Below are 16140 nucleotides of genomic sequence, written 5' to 3' on the forward strand. Positions count from 1 at the left end.
CTTTTTTTCTTACCTTAAAACAGGAATTTTTCACATTGTGAACTGTGATTACATGATACGTTCAGCATATATTTCAGCATGAATATACCATTCCCCATCATCTTTTACTGTAATGTTTTCCCAATGAAAACGATTGTCCTCTATATTTGTAAAAACCCACTTTCTGTTATCATCATTGACAAAGGTAAGTATTATCATATCATCTTGTTTTTTAGCCTCAAGTCGTATGATTTTTCCAGTATAACCATAAGCTACATCCCATGCATGGGTGTCGGGATTATAGATACGCAACGATGTCCCGTATTCATAATCGGGCAGAACGATAACATCTTGCATAGCCATCCCTTCAAGAACCCATGAGAAATACCATTTACCTTTCATTGCAATATTATCACCCTCAATATAATGTATTGCCCAACTTCCGATAAGTTTTCCAAAATAATTAAACTCGTCAGGTAATGCTGTGTTTTTACTCTTACTTGTTAATGCTTCGAAAAAATCTAGCATTGGTAATTCCTCCTATCCAATAAAGTTCTTTTACAAATGGTCATGTATCTTTCATCATTTCTTAAATCTTGCTCATTTCCTCATCGTTATACAAACAAATCATTATATATTGGTTTTACTTGAACCCCTCCATAAGTTCTGATTTTTTCGTTCAGCAGATGGGACTTATTTATCGTATATTCTTATCTATATAATCTAAATAAGGCTTTTTATTCACTTTTTCTATATTTCCTTTATATCAATCAAGTGCCTCTCTTAATCCTACAGATATCGGTTTTACATCATGCATAAGCTTATATTGTTCAGAAACATCCAGATAATATTCATAATCATAGATACAAAAATAGTTTCTTTGTTCTATATCCCCATACACATATTCATATGCGGCTTGTTTTTCAACAACATGATAACAAAGGGCAACCCATTCTCGAATTGATATAGTATCTTTATTCCCTACATTAAAAATATGTTGAGCCGGTTTTTGTTTCAAAAGTATATCTATAAATCTGCATAGATCATGAAAATGAAAAAACTGTAACTTCATTTCCCCATCTTTTGGTAAATAAAACTTCCTATCTGCCAACGCACATTCAAATACAAAAGCTTCTCTATATACATTGTGCATTTGCCCATATAAATAAGGTGGTCTAAGGATATAGGCATTTGGATTTCATTTCAACAAAGCCGCTGCTTCTTCAATTTTATCAGTTCCGTAGTTCCCCAATAATTATTAAGCCCTACTGGAGAATCTTCTTTAAAAGGCTGTGAAAGATTTTCCGGATATACAACACTTGAGCTGATTAAAATATAATCTTCATAACTGTCTAATGCAGCTAATAGCTTTTCAACATCATCAGAAGTATATGCTGTATCAATCACAACATCAAAATGAAAATCCCGAAGAAGATTTCCTAAATTATGTCTGTCTGCTTGGATCAGGTTTACCCCTTTTGATTGCTTTTTGCTATTACGATTTAATACATATACATCATAATGTTTCTTAACATAATACTCTGCAATATATCTGCTTACAAATACTGTTCCACCAGTTATAAGTACTTTTTTTCATGCAACCCTCCCAATCGATAGCTTTTTAAGCCGTGTATTTCCATATCATTATGCCATCTAAATTGCTATTACGCAATGAATAGTGCACTATTACGAGAAACCCATATCTTCCTTCATGTTCAAGATGCTTACATTTTTTTACATTCAGGATGTTTTATCTATCCTATTTTATGTGGAATCATCAAAACAACAATACCGTTAAAACAGGTGAAAAAGGAAGTAGCTTATAAACATATGGTGGTAAATACACAGCCTATGCTCACATCTAAAATCTTTCAAATATACCTTGCCATTATCAGCATGTGTCTGAAAAAATATGATAATCTTAAGCACAAATATCCTTATATGAAATGCCTTATTTTACACTCCTGCATAATAGCCGTAACTAATATATATAATGCTCATAAAATGTCAAGAATGGAGGTAATGTATGAAATACACAAATTGGAATTGTGAATGTTATCCGCCGTGTCCTTGCTGTTGTGATGATATAATCCCCCCTACAGGGCCAACCGGTGCGACTGGGCCTACCGGTGCAACAGGACCCATTGGAAACACCGGAGCTACTGGGCCTACCGGTCCTATCGGAAATACGGGAGCTACTGGGCCTACCGGTGCAACCGGTCCTATTGGAAACACCGGAGCTACTGGGCCTACCGGTGCAACCGGTCCTATTGGAAACACGGGAGCTACTGGACCTATCGGTGCTACCGGACCTATTGGAAACACCGGAGCTAGCGGACCTACAGGAGAAACAGGCGCGACAGGGCCTTTGCCTCAAGTTGAAGTGATTGGTACGACAACTTTAGCACCTGGCTCTTTAGCAAGTGTTACTTCCAGCATAACGCCAGATGGCATCGCCTTAGAATTTGGCATTCCACAAGGCTTGCCGGGTATACTGCCTGAAATTGCTTTTGCCAGCTTCATCACTTTTGCTGCCAGCTTCACCAATGCCACACGCATCCCTTTTGGCACACTTACGGAAGATGACACTGGTCAGATTCGCCAAATTTCCGATACGAATCTTGTGATAGAACCCGGTTATTATGTCATATCCTATCACGTATCTGCCCTGTTAAATCCACAAGGCTATATGCAGATAACACCATACTATAATGGTGCTCCCCATATTGAAACGGCCATTTATTTTATGAATGCCGCTGATAATACAAGTGCCTATGGCTCTAACACCTTTATCATACGTATGACTTCTGTAAGTGATTTCTTCCTTACGTTTAACACCAATGCAAGAGCTACCGAGGGTACTTTAACATTGTCGATTATTAAATTAAGGGATATCACATAAAATTTTTCCCTTTTCATCTAGTGCCATCTGCATCAGCCAATACTTTTCATTAGATTGCGTAGAACATACGTAATCTTTTTCTTCATAAGAAAAAGGGATTGCATTTCCCTTTTCATACAACTATCCAGTTTAAACAGCTTTAAATACCTCTATGTTCATTACTTTTTGTTGTCAACACACTCCACATCCAGAAATCACTGATGCCATCCAGAATTAACAAAGAGCCGGACCATATCGAAACAATTCCAGTTTCCTCTAAAGGCAAAAATAAAATTAATAAGGAACAAAAAATAGTAAAGATACTGATTCCCATGGCAATATTGCCACTTCGTTTTTCTAAATAACGAATGCGTTTCGATAAAGCAATATCTTTTATGCCATGTAATAAGGTCACAAAGGCTATAACATTGGGAATATCCTGTTCCACTTCTTGCGGTAAGGTCAATGCCCAAATTCCTAAAAAACTTATCAGAATCCCGTTTATTAAAGAAGATATCGAAAAGATATGCTTTTCTTCTTCTATGATGAAGAGAAATAAATGCGGTATCCCCTGTATTAACAGGATAAGTCCTAACAGATAACAGGTCGAATAATGCACCTGATCACGTATAACGATCAACACTAATCCCATGGCAGCCCATAGCATCGCTGACAAAAAACTATTTGTTTTCCATTTACTGAGATAAGATTCAGTAATCAGCTGTGGCACCTTCATATGTGATTCCTCCTTATGCTTTATATCTTTTTATTTTACCACGAACTTCATGAATGAGAAAGTGTTTTAAGCAGTTATCTGCTTATAAGATCATCAGATAAAATTAACGCAAAAAAAGCCATCGGTTAAAGAGGAGGGCTATTTATCAATTACTGTTGCGTTTCTTTTTCTTTCGTATTTCCCAAAAGAACAATAAGATCAATACAGAAGATAAATTACATCATTTAGCTAAAAATGTTTTCTTTTTGGATATATATAATTTTGTTTAAATCTAAGGAAAAGATTTTGACAACTTGTGAATTGTAAGAAATACTTCATAAGTAGTTATATGATATATGGTATAATTTGCTTACAAATTTGATGAGGAGGACAACTATGAAATTAGGGGAAAATATTCGCAATACGAAAAAAACCATCACGAGTATTCTTTTTTTAATGCTCATCATCGCATTGATCTTCTTTGCGGGAATGAAATTTGCCGATCGTAACAGTGAGCCTGAAATATCGTCAACCGCGCTTGCCCAACAACTGCAAGAGGTCAATGAACTTGCTGTTTTAGATTATAATTATACGAAAGTAGGAAAATTCGAGAATTCATTAAAACTGAATGGCTGGAGCATTCCACTTACTAAGAAAAGCTTTTTATTAACGTACGCAGGTAGAATACAGGCCGGTGTTGATATGAGCGCTATGGAAGTAAATATGAAAGGTAAGAAAATTCTTGTATCACTTCCCGAAGTTCGCATTCTCAATAATGTTTTAGATGAAAAAAGTATTGAAGTCTATGATGAAACCAAAAATATTTTCAACCCCATCAGTATCAACGATTATAAAACCTTTGCTGCCAAACAAAAAGAGCGTGTTGAAGATGAGGCTATTGAAAATGGCTTATTGAGTGAGGCTGCAACCAAGGCCCAATCCACAATTCGTAAGTTCTTACAAATGATTCCGGAAATTAAAGATGATTATACCATTGAAGTTACCTTTAAAAAATAAAACGCGCTTTCCTATCGATTGCTAAAAAGGAGCCGACAAGATGACACATCTTATTGACTCCTTTTTTCTATTACACTGTACCATATGCAACATCTAAAGCTTGTTTAATATCTTGTATCAACGTATCGGGATGTTCTAATCCGGCATACATGCGAACGTGTGTTAATTTTAAGCCACGTTTTACTATATCCTCTTGATTTTTCCCTTTATATACCGGCAGTGCCAAACTTTCAAAACCACCCCAACTCACACCTAATGTAAATACCTGCAACGTATTTACGAATGTCTTTAATTTTTCTAAATCATCATCTGCTAAATCGATTGCAAATAAACTTCCATATCCGGTTAAATATTTATCCGCTAACGCTTTTTGTTTCGCATCTCCGCAATATGGATGATGAATTTTCTCAATGCGCTTATCCTCGCGTAAAGCATCAATTACCTTTTGTATTGTTTCATGCACATTGCGCATACGCACAGGCAATGTACGTAAACCACGCAGGGCTAAGAAAGCATTCATCGGACTGCATGTTGCCCCCAGATATAAATATCCTTTTTCTTCAATTTGCGAAATGATTTCTTTCCGGCTGATAATCGCCCCGCAGACAATATCTGAATGTCCGCCAACATATTTTGAACATGAATGAATCACCACATCAATGCCATGATCTAAGGGATGCTGATAAAGCGGTGATGCCCATGTATTATCAATTACGGTGACAATTTCTTTAGCTTTTGCAAAAGCAGCTAATTTCTGTAAATCAATCATTTCAAATTTTTGACTGGATGGACTTTCAAAGTAAATCATGCGGGTATGTTCTTGTACACGCTTTATAATCTCATCTACATCCGTTGTATTCACAACCTCACAACTTACGCCATACTTTTCAAAATAGCGTACCAATGACACGGTTGCCCCATACACCGTATTAACAAGCAACACATGATCTTGGGCTTTGAGCAATGTGATAATAGCTGCTGAAATGGCGCCCATTCCCGATGCGAATACTTTACAACGTTCCCCATGTTCCAAGACTGCCAGTTTTTCTTCCAACAATCCTACTGTTGGATTTGTGCCTCTGGTATATACATAAGAATCAAATTCATTGCTGCAGCCATAGGCAAAATCTTCAAAGTCTTCAAAGAAGAAAGAAGAAGTCATCACAATTTCTGGAGCCATTGCATGATATTGACGCTGACGCTTTTCTACTTCATTACATATATTTTCTATATATTCCATACTCTTACGCCCCTTCGATACGATGCATGCGTTCATGCAGATGAATAAATTTTTCAGCTAAAATCTGCACGGTTTCTGCTGCCATCATCTGATCTTCCGCATGAATCAAAAGCAAGCGAATATCAAGTTTTTCCTGATTGGCTTCTTTGGTAATGAGCTGCGCATGAATACGATGTCCCTCATGAAAACAAGAATCCCCTTCTGCCATCAAGGCTTTGGCTTTATCGTAATCATCTTGCTCTGCAGCTCCTATGGCTTCCATATAACAACTTTTCGCACTTCCGGCAAAACTGATGATTTGAAAACAGACGGCTTCTATTCCTTCCATATTAGCCAATCTCCTTTTTCACAACTTCCAGCACACCTTTGCCATCCATCATGCCATACATTGCCATATCAATGGTCATGACCTTACAGCTCGCCTCTTGCTTAACCTTTGCTTCCTGGAAACGAATCTGCGGTCCTAACAAGATAATATCTGCACTATCTTTTACTTGATTTAATTCATTGATGGAATAAGCATGAATATCACATGCATATTCCATCTGGGCAGCCGCCTTTTCCATAGCTTTTACTAAGATGCTTGTAGATGCTCCCTGAGAACATAATAAGACGATTTTTTTCATTTATGCCAACTCCTTTTTCTCTGCTTCTTCTTTTATAAACTGATGATCTAACGCTTTGGTAAATGGCATGTAAATCAATACAGTCAATGCAACGATAACGATCTGTACAACTGCACCTTGCCATCCGCAAACTAAGAAACCACTGAATAAGAATGGTGTTGCCCATGGTGCCTGCACATTAGTAAATAATGGCATAAATCCGATATTCATAGCTAGATAGACAATCAGACAAGATAAGACCGGTGTAAGAATCATCGGAATCAACATGAGGGGGCTAAATACGGTTGGTGTGGCAAAGGTAACCGGTTCTGAAATATTGAATAAGGATGGTACAAAGGCTACTTTACTTACCGCCTTCATACGTTTACTGCGTGCGGCAATTAACATTGAAATCGTTAAACCGATCATCATACCGGCACCACCAATTGTCAAAAATTGATCTAGCATTTGCACCGTTCCATAACTTCCGGTTGCACTTGTCAGATTTCCGGCATCTGCCAATACTTGATTGCTTGCAGCATTGGCATACAATAAAGGATAAATCAAAGAATTGATAACGGTAGGATGAATACCTGCCCACCACAATAAACCATTTAACAAGGCTACGATTACCATGGCCCATGGCTGTGAGATGATGACCTGCAATGGCAGCTGAATCAAACTGAAGATAGCTTCCGGTAAGGAACCTGAAATAACCATACAAATACCATTGATGATCAACATGACAGAAACAATCAATACACCTGGAATTAATGCAGTAAACGCATTGATTACCATGGTTGGCACACTATCCGGCATTTTGATGGTCGCATTCTTTTTGATACAGAAACGAAAGATTTCCACCGTGATAAACGATGTGATAATAGCAGTCAGAATACCTTTTGTACCTAACCAGTCAAATTGCAAGATTCTTGTCGCAACTTCACCGGATTCTAAGGTTAATGTTTTCGGTGATACGACAACATAAGATACCAATCCCAACACGGTGACCGTCAATTTATCAAGTTTATAACTTTCAGATAATTTGTAAGATAAAGTACCGGCTAATAATAACCCCATCAAATTAAAGGTTGCACGATATGCCGGAGAAATAAAATCCGCCCAGTTTTCGCCAAAGATACCATTCATGAATTCTGCATAACCCGGAATCGGAAAGTCAGTTATCAACATAAACACCGTACCAATAATCGTTAACGGCATCAGCGCAAAGAAAGCACTTCGGAAAGCTTGAAAATATCGTGTATTTGTAATGACAGCTACTTTAGGGGTCAGCCATCCTTCTACCCATTTCAAAATCATATAATTTACCTCCATATGAGTTGTTAAGCGCTTCCAACTGCCTAATTTATACAATGGATATCACGAATTGTAAATAGGGATGACAGTTTCTGTAAATTTGTTACTTTTTTTCTTATAGGATTCGTTTTAAATGCGTAATTTTGTTACGCAACCTACAATACATTCTGCTATAATACCAACATTCATGGTATAATATGAAAACGATCACGATACTTATACATATTATGAATGAAAGCGGAGGGTCCCTATGAATTTATATGAGGAATTAAGAAAAAAAGATAGTTTCTCCAGTGTTGAAAAAGATGTAGCAGACTACATCGTAGAGAATGGTGAATCCATTTTGGATATGCCGATACAACAGCTTGCAGCAAATACCTTTACTTCTACCACTACTATCATTCGCTTATGCAAAAAACTAGGCTTTAAAGGCTTTCGGGAGTTTAAGATTCGTTATTCTAAAGATCTGTTATCATATATGAACAGAGATACTCATGTAGATGTCAATTCTCCCTTTTCAGAAGGCGATTCTGCTGCCGGCATTGCTCAAAAAATCGCTTTGCTGACAAAAGATACCATCGCCTCAACACAAGCTACTTTAGATATGGATATTTTACATCAAGTGGTGCAGCAACTTTTACAAGCACGTAATATTTTAGCTATCGGGGTCAGCGACAGTTTTGTCCGTATCATCGATTTTCAAAATAAAATGCTGAAGATCAACATGTTTGTTAAAATTTCATATCTCCAGCCCGATCAAGCATATTTATGCACCCATGCTACCAGTGAAGATGTGGCTTTGTTGATCTCTTACAGTGGCAGAACGGCTGAAGTTATCAATGAAGCACGTATCTTAAAACAAGGTGGTGTGAAAACCATTGCCATTACCTCTAACACAACAAGCCCTTTAGCCCAATTGTGTGATACATTGATCATGCTGCCAAATGAGGAAGATATTCAAATAGCGACCTATTCCTTTTCCTCACAGCTTGCAATCGAATATGTTTTAAATGTCATCTATTCTTGTATTTATAAATCAAATTATGAAAAAAACAAAGAGCATTTATATCACTCTCGTCAAAAATATCTACACTTGTAACAGCTATCTTTTTAATTATATGGAAACGGTGATGAATCAAATCTTTCTCACATAATTGCTTAAAAATCCATCAGATAAGGTTTAAAATGCAAAAGAATATGCTATAATATTAACTGCGATTTAGCACGAAAGTATGTTTTGTTTTTAAAAAAGCCCTCTTGGTGGAATGGATATCACGCCACTCTCCTAAGGTTGTGCTCTACCAGTTGCCTTACGATGAAAAGTGAGTGTTACCATTTTTAATTGAATAGATGTCTCTGTAGCTCAGCAGGATAGAGCGTTCGCCTCCTAAGCGAAAGGCCGTGGGTTCGAATCCCGCCAGGGACGCCAGCAAACACGCCGAAAACCTTTGATTTATCAGGGTTTTCGGCTTTTCTTATTTCTGCGGCTTTTGTGGCTTTTTTGCAAAAAACCTTGGTTTGCTAACATTTGCTAACGAGATTTGGCCTTTTGCTAAGAAAGGCGGTAAGTCAGAGGTTCGATTTTTACCAAAGGAACTTGCAAACATTTGTTAGCAGAAATTAGAGGAAGTTGCAAACAAAATCGCGAATTTGCTAACATCGCTCAAAAATGCCTTCAGAACCTTGCTAACAAAAAAAGTGTTTGGTCACTGTGCAAAGTGGTTCAAACGAAGAAAACCTCTCACAAAGTGAGAGGCGTTCTTCTGAGGGGGGGGACTTTATAAAGCCTTTGCCAGCTGCTTGAGCAGTGCGGCAGTTTCGGGATTTTTAAGCAGTTCCAGTATCTTCACTGCATCACTTTCATCACTTTCAGTGACGGCAGTATCCGCAGTTTCTGGCTCTGTATCTTCAACGGGATCAGGAGTCTTAGAGGAATAAAATGCTTCCTCCAATCGCTGAGCGTTTATGCAGCGATCCTCGTCGATGATGTGAGAGTAGACATCTGCAACCATTTTTACCTGAGCATGACCAGAGTCGCCCTGGACGGATTTCATATCGCCGCCATTGAGTTTCAGCTTGTAGGTGATGCTGGAGTGGCGGAGAGAATGGAATACAACATGAGGCAGTCCGTTTTCTTTGATAAGTTTATTGAAAGCACGGTTAATCACCTGGCTTTCCATCGGACGGCCATTGCTGGAGCAAAAGACCAGGTTATTGTCGATGTATTCGTCTCCAAACAGATCCATCAGCTCGTCGATTTCTTTTTTTCTCTCTACCAGCATATAGGCAACTGTTTTCGGCAGGTACACACGGCGAATACTGGTTTTGGTTTTAGGCTCTTTCAGGACCAGAGCAGTATGGGTACTGGCTATGCAAGGTGGAAACTTCTTAATAACACCTTTGTCGCTCAAATCGTCCAATGCACCTCGTGTAACCCGTTGCAGCTCTTTGTTGACGAATATATAAGCTGAACCATTTTCTATGCTCTGTGGTGCAATATCAATGCAGTCCCAGGTAAGGCCCAGCATTTCGCCAATGCGTAAAGAGCAGGAGAACGCCAGATTTAAGGCAAGGGAGAGGATAGGATCATCACAGACTTCCATAGCCTTGCTCAGAGTTTCGGCAGTCCATATATCCCGTTCTTTATGTTCTTCTTTGGGAAGTGTCGCATTCAGGACAGGGTTACGGCTGATTAGTTCCCAACGCACCGCCTGATTAAAGGCACTGCGAAGTAGCTTGTGAATTTCTCTTACTGTATGCGGGGTCAGATATTCGCTTGTGGGTTTGCGGTTGTTGACGCTTACCGTTTTCACAGAGAGCAGATCGCGGTAATACTTATCCATCATCCTTGGAGTGATGTCGGATAGTAACATATCTCCGATAATAGGAGTTATGTAGTTTCTCGCCAGACCACGGCGGCTTTCATATGTTGACATTGCCCAGGTATTTACACCATAGATGGACATATATTCATCGAGCAGATCGTTCAGGGTCTTTGCCGTAGGAATAAAGAAGGTTCCAGAGTCCTGCTCATACTCAATTTGCTTTTTTCGTTTTTTTGCTTCTGCATTTGTGCTGAAGGTTTCCCAACGCTGTCTGCGTTTTCCGTTTTCATCTGTGTAATCATACACCACAGAATATTTGCTTTTACGCTTCACGATAGATGCCATTTTCATTGCTCCTTTCCGAGATTTTCACATAATGAGTTTGCTTTTGATACCAGGCTTCAAAACTGCTGGTAATGATACGAATTCTTCGATCAATCAAGGTCGTCTCAAAATAGCCCCTTTTAACAAGGTCATAAGCTGTGCCAGATTTCAGCCCCAAAAGATCCGCCATTTCCGGTACTGACATCGTAGTATGCCGCCATTTCTCTCCGGGCGGTGTACCATCCACTTTTTTATAGTGGAACTGGCCGGCATACCAATCTTCAAAGCTATCCAGCATAACTCTCATTCGTCCGGCCACTTGAATTGTTTTGAAATAGTTCTTTTTAACCAACCAGTAGGATTCTACTTTACCAAGCCCAAGCATTTTGCCCATCTCTGGTACAGACATACTGGTCTTTACTCTTTGTTTCTGCATGGCTTTTGCCTCCTCTATAAAGTTTTTCTTGCTATGGCCTCATTGTAAGAGAAAGCAGAAAAAAAGTTAAGGATGTCGATTTGGAGATCGGCATCCTTGACAAATCATTCATCTGTGTGATCCAGCCAGTCATCAAAGCTCTTTTTGGAAATGCGGATATGACCGCCGACTCTGACGCTGTGGAATACACCTTGTTTTACCAGATTATATGCTGTGGGACGACTGATACCCAGAATGTCCTGAATCTCATCGACCGTATAGGTTCTTTTGTCATAGCTGACAGGATTTTGTTCATTAAAGCGGTTCAATTCCGCAATTCTTGCTTCAAACATAAAAACGCCTCCTTTATCCGGTAAGTGGCCTTACGGAGCCTCCATTTCCTCCGGAATATGAATATCTAAACTAACTTGCAGAGCATCATCAATCGCTCTCATTTCTTCGCGAGATACGCGCCCAATGTACGATAAAACACGCCTTTTATCAATCGTTTTAATTTGCTCCAGCAGAACAACAGATTTCAGTCCAAGCTCTGGAACGCTCTCCAGTGCATAGTGTGTGGGCAGCTCCTTTTTCTTAATCCATTTACTGGTGAGCGGAGCTACGATCAAAGTGGGGCAGAAAAAATTCCCCACATTGTTTTGAAGAACCAGAACAGGACGGGTGCCGCCTTGCTCTGATCCAAAATAAGGGTTCAAATTGGCATAATATAAATCCCCACGCTTATAAATCCAATCTTCTTTCATGTTCATCCTCCTATGTTTTGAGATTTGATTATGTAAGAAGGAGGCTCTGCAAATTACAGAGTCTCCTTCAATTTAGCGCCTGTTTTATCCCTTACTTGTCCACGACACCCCAGGGATTTGGGTAATCATTAAGCCGCAGGTGGCTGGCCTGCTTCTCAGGAATTTCACCTCCACTTCGTTTGGTCTTACCCATGGCCTGCGACGGTTGTTATCACGCTCGGACTATGGCTGTAAGAGAGCTTTCCTCCTTGTTATGCCATGACCGGATGCCATCCGATGTATTCCAGCCTGATATATTTCTGATAAACCGCAAACTCATCTATACAGCAAAAATGGGTTGGCCTGTTATGTGAGTGGCAGCTCTCAGAAAATATACCGCTGATGTAGCGGCTATTACGCCCAAAGAGGATCAAACTTAATGATTCGTATATGAGGTTGTCAAGGTGCAAGTGAAAGGATTTCCCTCTCACTTGCTACTGCCACTTTTTTTAGAAATCTATAACCAACTTTTTTATTTTTTCTTCAATTTTTTTCAGACGCTTATGAGCTGCGGGCTGACTAATGCCATATCTTTTGGCTAATTGCAGTGTACTTGGCTTTTCCATGCCGTAATAATCCAAGATAAAAGAGCGTTCTTTCTGACTCAGCTGCTGCAAAGCACGGTGCAGATCGGCCATAAGAAGATTACAAATTGCTTGTTCCGCAGTATCAACAGATTCATCCACAAACAAATCTGTATCCTGATAACCTTCCTCTGTGCCGTCACGATCTCCCACATGGGAAGCCGGGAATATAGAGCGACTTTTCTCATGTTCCTGGAGATAGCGGCTGTGGCGGTCCTCCTGTTGGTATTTTTCAAAATCTTTGCGAGAACATTCCATGATAATGCGGTCATCTTCATCACGGAACATTTTGACTGTTTCAACAAAAAAGCGCCCAGTAAAGCAACCATTGCGGCGTGCCTTACTGAACGCTGAAAAACTGATTTCCGCCCATTCCTGTGGGCTGTTATTTTTCCAAATGAATACTCTCGTCATATCCTTTCCTCCGTTCAAATTCTTGGTAGTCAGCGAATTTGAACGGTGTCATGGATATTTTGCTATGTACGCCTCCCAGCGCATACCGGCCTCCTAATACCGGGCAAAGAAAAAGGCCGGAAGTGTTTTCACCTCCAGCCATGTTCCTGCCGCCATATTGCAGCAGGAATGAAAAAAGCCCGGTTAATGCCGGGCCTTATGTAGAAAAGTATTCAATTTAGTGCATTCCTGCCACTATACCAAGTATAGCAGGTCGGAAGTCGGAAGGGAGTAGGGATTAGGTCGGGGATTTGTCGGGATTTAGTCGGGGCAGCTCCTCCAGGACTTCTGGAATAGAATATCCAAACAAGCAAACAGAAAATAAATAGATGGCTTCTCGTTTTCGGTCATAAAAGACACTGCGCTCTATATTTAGTTCTTCCAGCAATTCTTTCTCTGTGCTGTTGAACCGATAGATGAATTGCTTAGTCAAAATTTCATAGTAAAGTTCTCCTCGATCCGGATACCGTTTCAGACGAAGGAGTGCACGGTCAATAATATTGACCAGCATTTGATTTTGAACAAGGCAGCAAACTTTTTCTTCAAAGGCTTGCAGTTCAATATCTGGTGCAAAATTTTCAAGATAGCAGAGGCCAGACTCTATATCTTGTTCTCCCATAATCCAAGCAGTTTCGTGTAATTCTTCTGCCCGTTCACTCAGAACCCAGACTACATCACGGTAAATCTTTAGAATCAGCTTACTTCTATGAAACGCAGCGTCGCTGTTAAGCCCCAAAGCTGTTAACCTGCTGTTACATTTTTGGATTGTTGTACTTTCTTTTCTCATAGAACATCCCTCCTTGTTCGCAATATTGCGAACATATTAGGTACAAAATAGCATAGCAGAGGAGAGTGAGAGAGGGCAGTGCCTCCCTCTATTCCCCCCTTTGGTTATATCAGGTTCCTGGATTTTAGACGAATCTGCATTGCTTGCTTGGAAACCTCAAAAATATTTGCCATTTCAGCAACGAGCTGTTCATCTGTCCGGCCTATTCTAAGCCGGTAAAAACATTTTTTGATCTGCGGTAAAGGCATCAGCAGGGCAGAGGCCAGAGTATCCGCCTGACGCTCAATTATGCCATGACTTTCGTCGGAAGAAACATTTCCGTTATAAGCAGCAACATCTCCAGTACCGGAGTACAACTTCTTATGTAGTACCCAATGAGCCAGCTCATGGGCACAGGTAAAACGGAGCCGCCCTAATTTTGACGGATCACAAAGCCGTTCATCAATTAAGATTGTACCGGCTCTTACTGCAATCATTCGATACTGTCTCTGTATCTGGTCATATAAAACAACGGCACCGTCATCGAAAATTGTTTCCCCTAATATCTTGGGGTTTTTTCTTAGTGTATGAAACTCCAGGATTAGATCAAACTTTGTCTCGATAATGGTTTCGATTGGCACAGGACATGGTTGCCCGGATAGCAGAGAGGGATCATATTCCATCAGGATTTTTCGCCCTACCGCCTCGATTGCTTCTGTACGGATTTGTGGAATTGACAAAGCTCTCCCCCCTATCGTTTACGCTCCTTTAGCATTTTCATAAATGTCTGCCATTCTTCATCGGTAGCGTCTACTTCTTTTGCCACACGCAAGGCTGCCCGAACAATATCTTTTTCCATGATATAGTCTGGCAAATCAGCAGATACTGTATTGCGTGATTTTGCAGCCAGATCCAAAAGCAACTCATGTTCTGATTTATCCAAATTCAGAAAGGCGGAGATGCGTTCCACAAAATCTCCATTGGGTGCAGGACGGCGGCTTTGTTCAATATCACACAGATAACCGTAAGCAATATTCAAATGCTTGGCTGTATCGCGTAAATTGAATTTGTGCGCCTTGCGTTTCTCGGCTATAAATGATCCAAAAGTTATATTGCCCACAGCATTCACCTCTCATTTGTTCGACGAACTGCGAACATCTTGCTTATATTGTATATCGAACATCTGTTCACTTCAAGGATAAAAATTTCATTTGAAAAGAGGTGTTAAAAATCAATAACACCTCTTTTGCACTATATAAATTCCTGAGCGATTTGCTGCATTTCTGTAATGCACTCTTTTGGGGATAGAATTTTTATTTTTCCCTTAAATTTGAATATCCAGCCATAAAAAGTTCCACTGGGGTTCACTTCAATTTTTGCTGTGAAGTGCGCGTCATCATATCTCTCAACAGGGGCATCTTCTCCATAATGATCTATGATTACTCTCATCAATTCGTTTTCACATAGAAGGGTTACTTCCTTCGATGACTCCGATGTAAACATATCAACCATTTTATTTGTATAGGAGGCTACATCAAATCCCTCTATCGGCATAAAGTAAGTTTCCAGATTTTCTACACTTGTTAGCCGATCTACACGGAAGTGAGCAATTTTCTGATGCTTCAGAGAAAATCCAATCAAATAGTAATGGTCATTTTTCCATTCAAGCGCATAAGGATTTACGACATAATAATATCCATCATGCTTCAAGATTTTCTTTTTTTCCTGAGTATATTCATAGTATTGGAACCGAATTTGCTGATGGTTTCCAATCGCTGTTTGGATATTATCAATGATATAGTAAACCTTTTCATTATGCGGTTTGACACGGCTGGATAAAGCAGCAAATTTTTGAAGCTGTTCTGCCTGATGTGTGCTGGCTAAACGGCATAATTTTTGCACCAGCTCCTCAGATTTCTTGGCAGAAATAATCTTCGAGGAAGCTACTGCGTCTGTCAGCATTTTCAGTTCTGGATACTCAAACAGGCGGCTTCCCATAAAATACTGGTTTTGGGTACTCTTGACCACCACAATATCAATCCCTGCGTCAATCAGTGCATTGGTATCTGCGTAAACAGTCTGCCGCACTGCCTGAATTCTTTTTCCATTCAGATGGGCAATGATGTCAGATACTGTGGCGGGATGGTTTTCATCGGTCCGCTCATAGAGAAACCGGAGTAATTCCAGTATCCGCATATTTGTTGAATTCTGCATAC

Annotated in this window: 21 protein-coding genes and 1 tRNA gene; 4 read left to right on the forward strand and 18 right to left on the reverse strand. The window is 39.7% G+C overall.

Annotated elements, in window-relative coordinates:
* Positions 1 to 48 precede the first annotated feature (48 nt).
* The 3 genes from LI241_RS02570 to LI241_RS02580 all read right to left on the reverse strand — a co-directional run bounded on the left by LI241_RS02570 (position 49) and on the right by LI241_RS02580 (position 1560).
* Positions 49 to 507: a hypothetical protein gene (locus LI241_RS02570; RefSeq protein WP_008690683.1), complete on the reverse strand. Its 459-nt coding sequence runs from the start codon at positions 505 to 507 to the stop codon at positions 49 to 51.
* A 238-nt stretch (positions 508 to 745) separates the two neighbouring features.
* Positions 746 to 1051, reverse strand: a complete 306-nt coding sequence (locus LI241_RS02575) for a hypothetical protein (RefSeq protein ID WP_226896764.1) — start codon at positions 1049 to 1051, stop codon at positions 746 to 748.
* A 131-nt stretch (positions 1052 to 1182) separates the two neighbouring features.
* Entirely contained in the window at positions 1183 to 1560 is a 378-nt protein-coding gene (locus LI241_RS02580; protein ID WP_226896796.1) for an NAD-dependent epimerase/dehydratase family protein, read from the reverse strand.
* A 445-nt stretch (positions 1561 to 2005) separates the two neighbouring features.
* Between LI241_RS02580 and LI241_RS02585 the strand changes: the two genes are divergently transcribed.
* The gene (locus LI241_RS02585; protein ID WP_008690681.1) at positions 2006 to 2881 is read left to right on the forward strand and encodes a collagen-like protein; all 876 of its coding nucleotides are present in this window, start codon (positions 2006 to 2008) and stop codon (positions 2879 to 2881) included.
* A 139-nt stretch (positions 2882 to 3020) separates the two neighbouring features.
* Here LI241_RS02585 and LI241_RS02590 read toward each other — a convergent pair whose 3' ends face one another.
* A complete protein-coding gene (locus LI241_RS02590) occupies positions 3021 to 3596 on the reverse strand; it encodes a DUF308 domain-containing protein (protein ID WP_008690680.1) in 576 nt (191 codons plus the stop codon).
* 375 nt (positions 3597 to 3971) lie between these two features.
* Between LI241_RS02590 and LI241_RS02595 the strand changes: the two genes are divergently transcribed.
* Positions 3972 to 4592: a DUF4230 domain-containing protein gene (locus tag LI241_RS02595; protein ID WP_008690678.1), complete on the forward strand. Its 621-nt coding sequence runs from the start codon at positions 3972 to 3974 to the stop codon at positions 4590 to 4592.
* Positions 4593 to 4662: 70 nt separating this feature from the next.
* Here LI241_RS02595 and LI241_RS02600 read toward each other — a convergent pair whose 3' ends face one another.
* From LI241_RS02600 to LI241_RS02615, 4 genes are read right to left on the reverse strand one after another with little or no spacing between them, the layout of a single operon-like run.
* Positions 4663 to 5832, reverse strand: a complete 1170-nt coding sequence (locus LI241_RS02600) for a PLP-dependent aspartate aminotransferase family protein (protein WP_008690675.1) — start codon at positions 5830 to 5832, stop codon at positions 4663 to 4665.
* Between the two features lie 4 nt (positions 5833 to 5836).
* On the reverse strand, positions 5837 to 6160 hold the full coding sequence (locus tag LI241_RS02605; protein ID WP_008690673.1) for a PTS lactose/cellobiose transporter subunit IIA: 324 nt from the start codon (positions 6158 to 6160) through the stop codon (positions 5837 to 5839).
* A 1-nt stretch (position 6161) separates the two neighbouring features.
* Positions 6162 to 6458, reverse strand: coding sequence for a PTS sugar transporter subunit IIB (locus LI241_RS02610; protein WP_008690671.1), 297 nt, complete (start codon positions 6456 to 6458; stop codon positions 6162 to 6164).
* On the reverse strand, positions 6459 to 7757 hold the full coding sequence (locus LI241_RS02615) for a PTS sugar transporter subunit IIC (RefSeq protein ID WP_008690670.1): 1299 nt from the start codon (positions 7755 to 7757) through the stop codon (positions 6459 to 6461).
* Positions 7758 to 8004: 247 nt separating this feature from the next.
* Between LI241_RS02615 and LI241_RS02620 the strand changes: the two genes are divergently transcribed.
* Both LI241_RS02620 and LI241_RS02625 read left to right on the forward strand, forming a co-directional pair.
* Complete coding sequence (locus LI241_RS02620) at positions 8005 to 8853, forward strand: MurR/RpiR family transcriptional regulator (RefSeq protein WP_008690669.1); 849 nt, start codon at positions 8005 to 8007, stop codon at positions 8851 to 8853.
* A 253-nt stretch (positions 8854 to 9106) separates the two neighbouring features.
* Positions 9107 to 9183 (forward strand) — tRNA-Arg (locus LI241_RS02625).
* A gap of 349 nt (positions 9184 to 9532) precedes the next feature.
* Here LI241_RS02625 and LI241_RS02630 read toward each other — a convergent pair.
* The 10 genes from LI241_RS02630 to LI241_RS02675 all read right to left on the reverse strand — a co-directional run bounded on the left by LI241_RS02630 (position 9533) and on the right by LI241_RS02675 (position 16138).
* Positions 9533 to 10924, reverse strand: coding sequence for a tyrosine-type recombinase/integrase (locus LI241_RS02630; RefSeq protein WP_227150973.1), 1392 nt, complete (start codon positions 10922 to 10924; stop codon positions 9533 to 9535).
* Complete coding sequence (locus LI241_RS02635) at positions 10902 to 11339, reverse strand: helix-turn-helix domain-containing protein (protein ID WP_002569113.1); 438 nt, start codon at positions 11337 to 11339, stop codon at positions 10902 to 10904. Before LI241_RS02635 ends, LI241_RS02630 begins: the two co-directional genes overlap by 23 nt.
* 104 nt (positions 11340 to 11443) lie before the next feature.
* Positions 11444 to 11671 carry a helix-turn-helix domain-containing protein gene (locus LI241_RS02640; RefSeq protein ID WP_002589006.1) on the reverse strand — a complete coding sequence of 76 codons (228 nt, stop codon included), beginning with the start codon at positions 11669 to 11671 and terminating at the stop codon, positions 11444 to 11446.
* Positions 11672 to 11701: 30 nt separating this feature from the next.
* The gene (locus tag LI241_RS02645; RefSeq protein WP_002569115.1) at positions 11702 to 12082 is read right to left on the reverse strand and encodes a type II toxin-antitoxin system PemK/MazF family toxin; all 381 of its coding nucleotides are present in this window, start codon (positions 12080 to 12082) and stop codon (positions 11702 to 11704) included.
* 488 nt (positions 12083 to 12570) lie between these two features.
* Positions 12571 to 13119, reverse strand: a complete 549-nt coding sequence (locus tag LI241_RS02650; RefSeq protein WP_227150971.1) for a sigma-70 family RNA polymerase sigma factor — start codon at positions 13117 to 13119, stop codon at positions 12571 to 12573.
* Positions 13091 to 13261, reverse strand: coding sequence for a hypothetical protein (locus tag LI241_RS02655; protein ID WP_006059622.1), 171 nt, complete (start codon positions 13259 to 13261; stop codon positions 13091 to 13093). Before LI241_RS02655 ends, LI241_RS02650 begins: the two co-directional genes overlap by 29 nt.
* A gap of 135 nt (positions 13262 to 13396) precedes the next feature.
* Entirely contained in the window at positions 13397 to 13945 is a 549-nt protein-coding gene (locus LI241_RS02660; RefSeq protein WP_195521789.1) for a hypothetical protein, read from the reverse strand.
* A gap of 104 nt (positions 13946 to 14049) precedes the next feature.
* The gene (locus tag LI241_RS02665; protein ID WP_195521787.1) at positions 14050 to 14664 is read right to left on the reverse strand and encodes an ImmA/IrrE family metallo-endopeptidase; all 615 of its coding nucleotides are present in this window, start codon (positions 14662 to 14664) and stop codon (positions 14050 to 14052) included.
* Between the two features lie 11 nt (positions 14665 to 14675).
* Positions 14676 to 15044, reverse strand: a complete 369-nt coding sequence (locus LI241_RS02670) for a helix-turn-helix domain-containing protein (protein WP_002569119.1) — start codon at positions 15042 to 15044, stop codon at positions 14676 to 14678.
* A 131-nt stretch (positions 15045 to 15175) separates the two neighbouring features.
* Entirely contained in the window at positions 15176 to 16138 is a 963-nt protein-coding gene (locus LI241_RS02675) for a YafY family protein (RefSeq protein WP_227150969.1), read from the reverse strand.
* Positions 16139 to 16140 lie beyond the last annotated feature (2 nt).

The organism is Longicatena sp. 210702-DFI.1.196 (genome assembly GCF_020563125.1).
GTDB classification, from domain to species: Bacteria; Bacillota_I; Bacilli_A; order Erysipelotrichales; family Erysipelotrichaceae; genus Longicatena; species Longicatena caecimuris.